General features: G+C 39.6%; 11 protein-coding genes. 10 read left to right on the plus strand and 1 reads right to left on the minus strand.

What is annotated here, in order from left to right; genetic code table 11:
* Positions 1–3: 3 nt before the first annotated feature.
* From ACO6FI_RS07300 to fsa, 6 genes are all read left to right on the plus strand, one after another.
* On the plus strand, positions 4–2,646 hold the full coding sequence (locus ACO6FI_RS07300; RefSeq protein WP_485456773.1) for a valine--tRNA ligase: 2,643 nt from the start codon (positions 4–6) through the stop codon (positions 2,644–2,646).
* 1 nt (position 2,647) lies between these two features.
* Entirely contained in the window at positions 2,648–3,853 is a 1,206-nt protein-coding gene (locus ACO6FI_RS07305; RefSeq protein ID WP_485456783.1) for a bifunctional folylpolyglutamate synthase/dihydrofolate synthase, read from the plus strand.
* Positions 3,840–3,980, plus strand: a complete 141-nt coding sequence (locus ACO6FI_RS07310; RefSeq protein WP_009445583.1) for a hypothetical protein — start codon at positions 3,840–3,842, stop codon at positions 3,978–3,980. Before ACO6FI_RS07305 ends, ACO6FI_RS07310 begins: the two co-directional genes overlap by 14 nt.
* A gap of 2 nt (positions 3,981–3,982) precedes the next feature.
* Entirely contained in the window at positions 3,983–5,329 is a 1,347-nt protein-coding gene (locus tag ACO6FI_RS07315; RefSeq protein ID WP_485456774.1) for a tetratricopeptide repeat protein, read from the plus strand.
* On the plus strand, positions 5,329–5,871 hold the full coding sequence (locus ACO6FI_RS07320) for an HdeD family acid-resistance protein (RefSeq protein ID WP_485456775.1): 543 nt from the start codon (positions 5,329–5,331) through the stop codon (positions 5,869–5,871). Before ACO6FI_RS07315 ends, ACO6FI_RS07320 begins: the two co-directional genes overlap by 1 nt.
* Positions 5,872–5,988: 117 nt before the next feature.
* Positions 5,989–6,639, plus strand: a complete 651-nt coding sequence (gene fsa / locus ACO6FI_RS07325) for a fructose-6-phosphate aldolase (RefSeq protein ID WP_314767127.1) — start codon at positions 5,989–5,991, stop codon at positions 6,637–6,639.
* Between the two features lie 64 nt (positions 6,640–6,703).
* Here the strand turns inward: fsa and rpmB are convergent, their stop codons facing one another.
* Positions 6,704–6,889, minus strand: a complete 186-nt coding sequence (gene rpmB, locus ACO6FI_RS07330) for a 50S ribosomal protein L28 (RefSeq protein ID WP_007592637.1) — start codon at positions 6,887–6,889, stop codon at positions 6,704–6,706.
* A 240-nt stretch (positions 6,890–7,129) separates the two neighbouring features.
* On the opposite strand from rpmB, the gene tkt reads away from it, so the two are divergent.
* From tkt to ACO6FI_RS07350, 4 genes are all read left to right on the plus strand, one after another.
* Positions 7,130–9,121, plus strand: a complete 1,992-nt coding sequence (gene tkt, locus ACO6FI_RS07335; protein ID WP_485456776.1) for a transketolase — start codon at positions 7,130–7,132, stop codon at positions 9,119–9,121.
* Between the two features lie 57 nt (positions 9,122–9,178).
* Positions 9,179–10,585, plus strand: coding sequence for an amidophosphoribosyltransferase (locus tag ACO6FI_RS07340; protein ID WP_485456777.1), 1,407 nt, complete (start codon positions 9,179–9,181; stop codon positions 10,583–10,585).
* 88 nt (positions 10,586–10,673) lie between these two features.
* Positions 10,674–11,132, plus strand: a complete 459-nt coding sequence (locus ACO6FI_RS07345; RefSeq protein ID WP_485456778.1) for a MarR family winged helix-turn-helix transcriptional regulator — start codon at positions 10,674–10,676, stop codon at positions 11,130–11,132.
* A gap of 65 nt (positions 11,133–11,197) precedes the next feature.
* Positions 11,198–12,078 (plus strand): class I tRNA ligase family protein (locus tag ACO6FI_RS07350; RefSeq protein WP_485456779.1); only part of this gene is annotated, 881 nt, incomplete at its 3' end.

The raw sequence follows: 12,078 nt of genomic DNA on the forward strand, positions 1-12,078 counted from the left end.
TTTATGAAAGAATTGGAAAAAACATACAGCCCAGAAAAGATAGAGGGCAGGATATACAGAAAGTGGTTGGAAGGAAAATATTTTCATGCAGAGGTAAATAAGGATAAGAAGCCTTTTACCATCATCATGCCGCCGCCAAATATTACAGGACAGCTGCATATGGGACATGCACTTGACAACACAATGCAGGACATACTTATCAGATATAAGAGAATGGCCGGATATGAGGCACTTTGGCAGCCGGGAACAGACCATGCGGCCATAGCTACAGAGGTAAAGGTCATTGATAAGTTAAAGGCCGAGGGCAAGAACAAATATGAGCTTGGCAGAGAAAAATTCCTTGAAGAGGCGTGGGCATGGAGAAATGACTACGGCACAAGAATAATCAATCAGCTCCAAAGACTCGGATCGTCTGCAGACTGGGACAGAGAAAGATTTACCATGGATGAGCATGGTCAAAAGGCTGTAAAGGAAGTATTTTTAAAGCTTTATGAAAAGGGTTATATCTACAAAGGCAACAGAATTATAAACTGGTGCCCTGAATGTAAGACATCCATTTCGGATGCGGAAGTTGAGCATATCGAGATGGAGGGCAACTTCTGGCATATCAAGTATCCTATAAAAGGTGAAGAGGGCAAGTTTGTGGAGATTGCGACCACAAGACCTGAGACACTTTTAGGTGACAGCGCCGTAGCTGTAAATCCTTTGGACGAGAGATATAAGGATATAGTAGGAAAGAAGCTTATACTTCCGCTTGTAGGCAGAGAGATTCCTGTAGTAGCGGATGAATATGTAGATAAGGAGTTCGGTACAGGTTGTGTTAAGATAACACCTGCACATGACCCTAACGATTTTGAGGTAGGTAAAAGACATAATCTGCCTGAAATCAATATAATGCATGACGATGCCACAATCGACTGTCCGGGAAGTAAGTATGACGGACTTGACAGATATGAGGCAAGAAAACTTATAGTAGAAGACCTTAAGAATGAGGGACTTTTGGTAAAGGTTGTACCGCACAGTCACAATGTAGGAAGACATGACAGATGTAAGACTGTAGTGGAGCCTCTTATCAAGCCTCAGTGGTTTGTATCTATGAGCGAACTGGCAAAACCTGCTATAAAGGCGATAGAGACAGGTGAGCTTAAGTTTGTACCTGAGAGTTACTCAAAGACATACTTGCATTGGCTTGAAAATATCAAAGACTGGTGTATATCAAGACAGCTTTGGTGGGGACATCAGATACCGGCATATACCTGCAGTAAATGCGGTGAGATAACAGTTGCAAAGGAGAAACCGGATGCCTGTCCGAAATGCGGATGTCATGAGCTTGTACAGGATGAGGATACACTTGATACATGGTTCTCATCTGCACTTTGGCCTTTCTCAACACTGGGATGGCCTGACGATACACCTGAGATGGAATATTTTTATCCTACAGATGTACTTGTAACGGGATATGACATTATATTCTTCTGGGTAGTAAGAATGGTATTCTCAGGATATGAACAGACCGGTAAATCACCTTTCCATACGGTACTTATACACGGACTTGTAAGAGATTCAGAGGGAAGAAAGATGAGCAAATCCCTCGGAAACGGTATAGATCCGCTTGAAGTAATAGATAAGTACGGTGCCGACGCACTAAGAATGATGCTTATCACCGGAAATGCACCGGGAAATGATATGCGATTCTACTATGAGAGAGTGGAAAGTGCCAGAAACTTCGCCAACAAGATTTGGAATGCCGCCAGACTTATAATGATGAATGTCGGAGATGAAAAAGTAGGTGACATAGATAAGTCAAAGCTTATGCTCTCTGACAAGTGGATTCTTTCAAAGACAAATAAGCTTATAAATGAGGTAACTGCAAACCTTGACAAGTATGAGCTTGGTATCGCACTTTCAAAGATATATGACTTTGCATGGGAAGAGTTCTGTGACTGGTATATAGAGATGGTAAAGGTAAGACTCTGGAATAAGGAAGACGAAACCGGGGATACAGCACTTGCGGTACTTATATATGTTCTTAACAACATACTTAAGCTTTTGCATCCTTTCATGCCTTTTATTACAGAGGAAATATATTGCACTGTCAATGAAGGTGTAAAGACTATAATGATTGAGCCTTGGCCTGTAGAAAATACCGATTATAATTTTACAGAGGATGAGAATAAGGCGGAGCTTATAAAGGAGGCCGTAAGAGCTGTCAGAAATGTAAGATCTTCTATGAATGTACCGCCTTCACATAAGGCAAAGGGTATAGTAGTCAGTGAGGATGAGAAAATCAGAGATACATTTGAGAGTGCCGGAGATTTCTTTAAGCAGCTGGCCGGAATGGACAAGCTCATCATAGACTCCGATGATTCTACAGTGGAAAAAGACTCTGTAAGAGTTGCAATTCCGAATGCATCTGTTTATTTACCTCTCAGAGAGCTTGTAGATATTGAAAAAGAAGTTGAAAGACTGAAAAAAGAAGAGAAAAAGCTTATCGGTGAGGTGGCAAGATCAACCGGAATGCTTTCAAACGAGAAGTTTGTAAGTAAGGCGCCACAGGCTAAGATAGATGAAGAAAAGAAAAAGCTTGAAAACTACGAGCAGATACTTTCACAGGTAAGAGAGCAGCTTGCAAGATTATCCGATTGATATGAATGAAAAAGAATATATAGAGAGTATACCCATGTGGGCAAAGAAAAAGAACTCACTTTCGGAAGTAAAGAAAAATATAGAAACTTTAGGGGTTAAGCTTCCGAAGATTGTTCATGTAGCAGGTACCAACGGGAAAGGCTCTGTATGTGCATATCTTGGCAATATCCTGATTGATGCGGGAATGAAGGTGGGAACCTTCATTTCGCCGCATTTGATAGAGGTTAATGAGAGAATATTGCTTGATATGAAACCTATATCTGATTATGAGTTGGAGGATATTTCAAAGTATGTAAGAGAAAAGCTTAAGGGCGCATTGAATCATCCCACATACTTTGAATATCTTTTCTATATGGCGGCGGTCTGTTTTTCAAGGTCAAATCTTGATATTGTCATACTTGAAACCGGTATGGGCGGCAGACTTGATGTGACTAATATATTTGATGAAACTATTGGTATTATTACAAGTATAGGTATGGATCACATGATGTATCTTGGAAATACTGTAAAAGAGATCGCGTTTGAGAAAGCCGGTATTATAAAAAATGATTCTGTTATAATCTTTGATGACTGTGATGAAGAGTCAAATGAGGTTATAAAAGAGACAGCAAAGATAAAAAATGCAAAGACTTTTGCACTCTCAAGTATAGACTATGAGAGCTTTGACTTTACATATGTAAACTACAAAAAAAAGGCTGCGGCACTTGCCGTATTGGCGGCAGGAGTGATTCTTAACAGATCGGATATAGATACGAAAAGTATAAAATCTACCGTTTGGCACGGCAGAATGGAAGAGGTTGGAAGAGATATTATTATAGACGGTGCCCATAATGTACCTGCAATTAAAGAGTTTGTAGATAATGCTCTTGCCGTTTCAAAAAACAGAAACAAAAATATAAAGCTTTTGATATCAATAGTAAAGGATAAAGAAATTGAAGAGATGTTTGATATAATTACATCAGGTTTGGATGTAAAAAAGTATTATTTGACTTCACTTGATTCATACAGAAGCAATGATATAAAAAAGCTTTATAACAGCTTAAATATACTTTTAGAAAAAAATAAAAAAGTCGCAGAGGTTGCCTGCTATAATAATACGAAGGAAGCTTTATCTGAGGCTGAGTTTGAGAAAAGGGACGATGAGATTTTATTTTGCGTAGGCTCATTGTACCTGATGGGAGAGATATTAAAAGATGATAGATTTTGAAGAAGAATTAAGTAAGTTTAAGCCGTCACCGGATATTTCGTCAGTGGAGGATATCATTGCAAAGAGTGATATTTCGGATTTGAACGATATCTTGATGGAACTGTTGAAAGAACAGGTAAAGGGCTGAAAATGACCGGTATAAACAGAAGAAGAAAACTGGAGCAGATGTCAAACGGTTACTACAATTTGGGTCTGTCTTTAGCAAAGGAAAGAAATTTATCTTCGTCACTTAATGCACTGAGTATAGCTTTGGGACTGAATAAGAAAAATACGGATGCAAGAAATCTCTACGGACTTATCTGTTTTGAGATGGGAGAAGAGACGAAAGCACTTATTTCTTGGGTGATCAGTATAAATATCAGCCAAATAGGGAATCCGGCACAGAACTATCTGCAGAAAATCAGAAACAAGTCCGCATATCTTGAAAAGTCACAGGATGCTATTTCAAAATATAATAAGGCAATCTCACAGATAAGAACCGTAAACTACGATATGGCAAGGATGAATCTGAAGCAGGCAGTGGATATAAGGCCGCACTTTATAAAGGCAATGCTTGCACTTGCACTTTTGGATATAAAAGAAGGCAAGGCAGGTGAGGCAAAAAAGCTTTTGGATTCAGTGCTTTCAATCGACAGATTCAATACAAAGGCTATCACCTATCTGGATGAGATGAAGCCTATGGTTGAAAAAAAGCCAAGAAATGGAAGGCTGTCCGTCATAGGAAGTCCTGTAAAAAAAGAAAAGCCTGTGGAAAATACAAGCACAAATATGCCTGTAACCGAGATATATAAGAATTATTCGGGAATGTTTACAGCCATCAATGTAGGTATCGGACTTATTGTAGGTGCCTGTGCCATGGTATTTTTATATATGCCTACTATGAAAGTATCACTTAATAATGCACACAATAAAGAGATGGTCGAGATTTCACAGAAGTTAAACGATGCAAACCTTTCCATGGAATCGTTAAAGAGTGAAAACGAGTCCTTAAACGATCAGGTAAATAAGCTCAATGAGGTGAATAATACATCCACCGAGAATATGAACTATAAGCTTTTGCAGTATGTTTATCTTGTAGGCGTTGTGAAAGAGTACAATGCAAAAAATTATACCAAGGCGGCGGAGATTTTTTCAAATATTGACACAAATCAGCTTACCGATGTGGACAACGGTCCGGGCATTTCAATAACAGGTACATTCGGAGAGATTGCACCTAAGATGAGGGCTGACGGTCCGAAGCTTTTAACTGCGGTAGCTGACGGACTTGTAAAATCGGGAGACTATGCAGGTGCTATAGGTTACTATGATGCGGCACTTAGGATAGCACCGGACTATCTTGAAGCAAAGTATAAGAAGGCATTGGCATATAAGACTTCAGGAGATGTGGAGACTGCAAACAATCTCTTTACAGAGATTATCACGGCAGCACCTGAGGATAAATTTGCCAAAGAAGCACAAAGAGAGAGAGGGTACTGATGAATATATCAAAGGCAAAGTATATTTCACTTTTTTCCGGGTTATTATTTCTTATAGCCGGAATTTATATGATATACAATCCCTTATTTATAGCATATACAATGAATATAATATTCTGTATATTGCTTATTATAGAGGGAGTTTCACAGCTTAGCGCATATTTTTATGAAAAACATGAGAGCAGAAGTATATGGAGACTGATAGAGGGTATTATTTCCATAGCTATAGGAATATACTTTTTGATAGGTGATTCAATCGGACTGCCTCTTGCATTTATAACGGTTATAGGCATATGGCTTATTATTATCGGTATAAGCAGACTTATGATGGCAAGAAGAGTTATGGAATTTGAAAGAAATATCGGTCAGAGACTTATTGTTGTAGGTATTGTAGAGATAATATTCGGAATAATAGCTGTAGCAAGGCCTGTGGTGATATCAAATTATATAGCATATCTGATTGCAATTGCTCTTATAATACAGGCAATTGTAGATATCTTCAGATTCTTCAGATTGAACAGAATGCAAAGAAAGATGAAATAATATCGCATATAAAGACCTTACAATATACTGTGTAAAAATATATTATCAATAGTGTTGTTGTTGAAATAACATACAAAAGTGGTAAAATAGAATAAAAAGTATATGTGAGGTGGGCGTATGAAATTTTTTATTGATACTGCGAACGTGGATGAAATCAGAGAGGTCGCATCATGGGGAGTGCTCTCAGGTGTGACCACCAATCCTTCATTGGTAGCAAAGTCGGGAAAGAAATTTGAGGATGTTATCAAAGAGATTACGGATATTGTAGACGGTGCTATAAGCGGTGAAGTGAAGGCAACCACTACAAAGGCTGAGGATATGATAGCTGAAGGCAAAGAGATTGCAAAGATTCATAAGAATATGGTCGTTAAGATTCCTATGACTGATGAAGGACTTAAGGCAATTGCCGCACTCAGCAAAGAGGGCATTGCTACCAACTGTACGCTGATTTTTACACCTTTGCAGGCACTCTTGGCTGCAAGAGCAGGTGCTACCTATGTATCACCTTTCCTTGGAAGACTTGATGATGTGGGAACCAGAGGAGTATCTTTGATAGAAGATATTGTGGAGATCTTTGATATACACGGTATCGGTACACAGATAATAGCCGCTTCGGTGCGCAACAATATGCATGTGCTTGAGTGTGCAAAGGCCGGAGCCGATATCGCTACAGTACCGTATTCGGTATTCAAGTCTATGCTTAGCCATCCGCTGACAGATGCAGGTATCAAAAAGTTCGTAGCAGATTACGAAAAATCAATAAAATAATCAAACAAAAAAGAGCCGATAAACGGCTCTTTTATTGTGTTTAAATACGCATTCTCAGATATAATTAAGCGCGCTCTACAAAACCTGAGCGAAGGCATGAAGTACATACATACATCTTCTTAGATCCACCTTCAGTCTTGACCTTAACGGACTTAACATTAGCCTTCCATATTTTGTTGGATCTTCTATGAGAATGGCTTACTGCATTACCAAAATGAGCAGCTTTTTCGCATATTGAACATTTTGCCACGGTTACACCTCCTTTGACATTAATTATAAATATTTATAATTATTTTGGATTGGACTTCATCACAATCGGGAAAAACCCGTGCAAAATCCATAACGGCTATATTTTACCAAAGAAAAATACTATTTGCAAGACATTTTATAATTTATTATATTGTGGTACAATATAACGGATTAGAGTTCAGGCTAAGTTCTGAATAATGTAATCTTTATGCCAAGATACATATATAAAAGGAGTATTTAAATGAGTAATATTGACATTAAGTCCATAAATACCATAAGAGTATTGAGTGCAGACGGTATTGAAAAAGCAAAATCAGGCCATCCGGGGTTACCGTTAGGGTCGGCTCCGATTGCATATGAGCTTTTTGCACATCATATGAAGCACAATCCGAAGAACCCGACTTGGGCAAACAGAGACAGATTTATCTTATCTGCAGGACACGGTTCCATGCTTTTGTATTCATTATTCCATCTCTTTGAGTATGGCGACCTTAGCTTAGAGGATTTGAAACAGTTCAGACAGCTTGATTCAAAGACTCCGGGACATCCTGAGTACGGACATACCGTAGGAGTTGAGGCAACTACAGGACCTCTGGGAGCCGGAATGGGCATGGCTGTAGGAATGGCTATGGCAGAGGCACATATGGCAAGTGTGTTCAATGAAGACGGATTTGATATAGTGGATCACTACACCTATGTTTTAGGTGGAGACGGATGTATGATGGAGGGTATTTCATCTGAGGCGTTTTCACTTGCAGGCACACTCGGACTGTCAAAACTTATTGTATTCTATGATTCAAACGGCATCTCTATAGAAGGAAGTACAGATATTGCATTTACAGAGAATGTAGTTGAGAGAATGAAAGCATTCGGATTCCAAACTATAGAGGTGGAAGACGGAAATGATATTGAAGCTATAGGAAAAGCGATAGAAGAGGCTAAGGCGGACAAAGAAAGACCGTCATTTATAAAGGTTAATACCATAATAGGCTACGGTGCGGGAAAGAAGGCCGGAAGCGCGTCATCACACGGTGAGCCGCTTGGAAGTGAGGCACTTGCAGCACTTAAGTCAGGTTTCGGATTCAATCCTGATGAGAGCTTTAAGGTGGATGACGATGTTTATGCAAACTTCAAGTCTGTAAATGAGAAGAATGCAAAGGCGGAGGATGAGTGGAATAAGCTCTTTAAAGAGTATGCAGCCAAGTATCGTGATAAAGCAAAGCTTTGGGGAAAATACTACAATGATATAGATGAGTCTTTGATAGATACCGACGAGTTCTGGAGCTGGGATGAAGCGTCTGCCGCTACCAGAAATATATCGGGAGGTATAATCAACAGATTAAAGGACATATACCCGAATATTATAGGCGGTTCGGCTGACCTATCTCCATCCAACAAGACAGTAATGAATAATGAGGGATATATTGCAAAGGGAGATTACTCAGGCAGAAATATACATTTCGGTGTAAGAGAGCTTGCAATGACCGCAATTACAAACGGTATACTTCTTCACGGCGGACTTAGAGCATACTGTGCCACATTCTTTGTATTCAGTGACTATACAAAGCCTATGGCAAGACTGTCAGCACTTATGAATATTCCTACAATATTTGTATTTACACATGACTCTATAGGAGTAGGTGAGGACGGACCTACACATGAGCCTATAGAGCAACTTGCAATGCTCAGATCATTGCCGAACTTCAACACATTCAGACCGGCGGATGCAAGAGAGACTATTGCGGCTTGGTATGCGGCTCTTGTATCAAAGAAAACTCCTACCGCAATTGTGCTTACAAGACAGAATTTGCCTCAGCTTGACGGAAGCGGAAAGAAGGCGCTTAAGGGCGGATATGTCATAAAGGAGGCATCAAAGGCGGTTCCTGATATGATTTTGATAGCTTCTGGTTCGGAGGTTTCACTTGCAATAGATGCGGCAACAGAGCTTGAAAGCGAAGGTATTGCCACAAGAGTTGTAAGTATGCCTTGTATGGATGTATTTGAAAACCAGAGCAAGGAATACAAGGAAGAGGTTTTACCTAAGACTGTAAGAAACAGAGTTGCAATAGAGGCACTTTCAGGCTTCGGATGGGATAAATATACAGGACTTGACGGAAGAGTTATATCTATGAATTCTTTCGGGGCAAGTGCGCCACAGGATTTGCTTTTCAAAAAGTTCGGATTCACAAAGGAAAATGTAGTAGCGGCAGCTAAGAAAGTATTGAATCAATAAAATTCCGGCAGATATAGAATTTCTATATCTGCTTTTTGTAGTTATAAGGAGATAAAAATGGGCGGTATTTTCGGTGTAGTAGGTAAAAACGACTGTGTAATGGATTTGTTTTTCGGAGTGGACTATCATTCACATCTGGGCACAAGACGAGGAGGAATGGCGGTATTTGACGGTGAGTATTTCAACAGAGTGATCCACAATATTGAGAACTCACCTTTCAGAACAAAGTTTGAAAGAGATGTTGACGATTTGCACGGACCTATCGGAATAGGCTGTATTTCGGATGAGGACCCTCAGCCTTTACTTATACAGTCAAGCCTTGGAAGTTATGCAATCACTACTGTAGGTAAGGTGGACAATCATGACGATATAGTCAATAGGCTTTATACCGAGGGAAGAGTACATTTTCAGGAGCAGAGCGGCGGTCGCATCAATGACAATGAGCTGATTGCCACATTGATATCCTCAAAGCAGTCATTTAAGGAAGGACTTGAGTATGTACAGGATACTGTAAAAGGTTCTATAAGTGTGGTACTTTTGACAAAGGAGGGAATATATGCCGCCAGAGACAGACTTGGAAGAACCCCTCTTGTAATAGGGCATAAGAAAGATACCTTCTGTATTACATTTGAAAATCACGCGTATTTGAATCTGGGTTACAGCTTTTATAAGGAACTGGGGCCTTCGGAGATTGTATTTATTACTGCGGATGAAGTAAAAGAAGTGTCACCTGCCAAAGAAGAGATGAAGATATGCTCGTTTTTGTGGGTTTACTACGGCTATCCTACGGCATCTTACGAAGGCGTGAATGTAGAGACCATGAGATACAACTGCGGAAAACTTCTTGCAAGGAGGGATGATATAGATGCCGATATCGTAGCGGGTGTTCCTGATTCGGGTACGGCACATGCAATAGGATATGCGAACGAATCGAGGATACCTTTTGCAAGACCTTTTATAAAGTATACTCCTACATGGCCGAGGTCATTTATGCCGACCAAGCAGAGCCAAAGAAATCTGATAGCGAAGATGAAACTTATCCCTGTACAGGAGCTTATAAGCGGCAACGATATACTGCTTATAGATGATTCCATAGTAAGAGGTACACAGTTAAGAGAGACCACCGAATTTTTATATAACTCGGGTGCAAAAAAGGTTCATGTAAGACCTGCCTGTCCGCCACTGCTTTTCGGATGCAAATATCTCAATTTTTCAAGGTCAAAGTCGGATTACGATCTGATTACCAGAAGAATTATAAGAGAGAGAGAGGGCGAGAATGTAAGTAAAGAAGTGCTTTTTGACTATGCGGACCCTGACAGTAAAAACTATAACGAGATGGTGGAGGAGATAAGAAAGATACAAAACTTCTCAAGTCTTAGATTCCACAGACTTGACGACCTTATAGAATCAATCGGCATTTCGCCTTGTAAGCTTTGTACCTACTGCTGGAACGGCAGGGAATAATTAGTGTGCTTGATATTATTCACTAAATTTAGTATAATACTTGCTTGATAAATTAAGCATGGGATTTTTATGTCCAATGCAAAAAAGGATGAGTATTTTGAAAAGTTCAAGTGAATTTAAAGTAATCCTTGTAAAGTTATTTAATGATATACTTGAATATCAGGAGAGTGCTCTTTGTACCTCTGAATTTAAGGATTTGACCAATAATGATATACATGTAATAAGTGCGATAGGAATGAATCGCAAGAAGAACATGTCTATGATTGCAAAAGAACTTGCAGTCACTATAGGAACATTGACCATTTCTATAAACAGCCTTGTAAGAAAGGGGTATGTAATAAAAGAAAGGTCCGAAAAGGATAAAAGAGTGGTCCTTGTGAGGCTTTCCGAAAGAGGAAAGAATGCATTCCTTAAGTATGAGGAGTTCCATGATGAGATGGTCAGGTCAATGATTGAAAACTTAGATGATATAGAGAGTGATACACTGATGAGTGCTTTGCAAAAAATAAATTCTTGGATTAGACTGGAAAAAACTAAAGACAAGTGAAATCAATATCAAGGTGTTTTAGCATAGACTAAGCACCATAAATACATAAAAAGGTGGAATAACAGATGAGCAAGAAACCATATTATATAACAACTGCCATTGCCTATGCTTCAGGAAAGCCGCATATAGGTAATACTTACGAGATAGTACTCGCAGACGCGATTGCAAGGTTTCGAAGAGAAGAAGGATTGGAAGTGTTCTTCCAGACCGGAACCGACGAACATGGACAAAAGATTGAGAATAAGGCAAAAGATGCCGGAATTACTCCAAAGGAGTATGTGGACAATGCTGCCGGACAGATAAGAAAGATCTGGGATTTGATGAACACATCATATGACAAGTTTATCAGAACTACAGATGAGGACCACAAAAAGCAGGTTCAAAAGATTTTTAAAAAATTCTATGATCAAGGCGATATATATAAGGGATGCTATGAGGGAATGTACTGTACGGCCTGTGAATCCTTCTTTACCGATTCACAGCTTGTAGACGGCAAATGTCCGGACTGCGGAGGCGAGGTATACCCTGCAAAGGAAGAAGCATACTTCTTTAAGATGAGCAAATATGCCGACAGACTTATTAAGTATATCAATGAGCATCCTGAGTTTATTCAGCCTGTATCAAGAAAGAATGAGATGATGAACAACTTCCTCTTGCCGGGACTTCAAGACCTTTGTGTAAGCAGAACAAGCTTTACATGGGGTATTCCGGTGGAGTTTGACCCTAAGCATGTAACATATGTTTGGCTTGACGCACTTTCAAACTATATTACAGGTATAGGATACGATGTGGACGGAGACAGCAGTGAGAGATTCAAAAAGTTCTGGCCTGCCGATCTTCACCTTATAGGAAAGGATATCATAAGATTCCATACAATCTACTGGCCGATATTCCTTATGGCACTTGATTTGCCGCTGCCAAAGCAGGTATTCGGACATCCTTGGCT

This window comes from Lachnoanaerobaculum sp., assembly GCF_057250505.1.

Excerpts from the sequence above, each read along its gene's own strand:
- ACO6FI_RS07345 (WP_485456778.1), top strand. The coding sequence starts at position 10,674 with ATGAGTATTTTGAAAAGTTCAAGTGAATTTAAAGTAATCCTTGTAAAG.
- ACO6FI_RS07340 (WP_485456777.1), top strand. The coding sequence starts at position 9,179 with ATGGGCGGTATTTTCGGTGTAGTAGGTAAAAACGACTGTGTAATGGAT.
- ACO6FI_RS07310 (WP_009445583.1), top strand. The coding sequence starts at position 3,840 with ATGATAGATTTTGAAGAAGAATTAAGTAAGTTTAAGCCGTCACCGGAT.
- ACO6FI_RS07320 (WP_485456775.1), top strand. The coding sequence starts at position 5,329 with ATGAATATATCAAAGGCAAAGTATATTTCACTTTTTTCCGGGTTATTA.
- ACO6FI_RS07315 (WP_485456774.1), top strand. The coding sequence starts at position 3,983 with ATGACCGGTATAAACAGAAGAAGAAAACTGGAGCAGATGTCAAACGGT.
- ACO6FI_RS07300 (WP_485456773.1), top strand. The coding sequence starts at position 4 with ATGAAAGAATTGGAAAAAACATACAGCCCAGAAAAGATAGAGGGCAGG.
- fsa (WP_314767127.1), top strand. The coding sequence starts at position 5,989 with ATGAAATTTTTTATTGATACTGCGAACGTGGATGAAATCAGAGAGGTC.
- ACO6FI_RS07305 (WP_485456783.1), top strand. The coding sequence starts at position 2,648 with ATGAATGAAAAAGAATATATAGAGAGTATACCCATGTGGGCAAAGAAA.
- tkt (WP_485456776.1), top strand. The coding sequence starts at position 7,130 with ATGAGTAATATTGACATTAAGTCCATAAATACCATAAGAGTATTGAGT.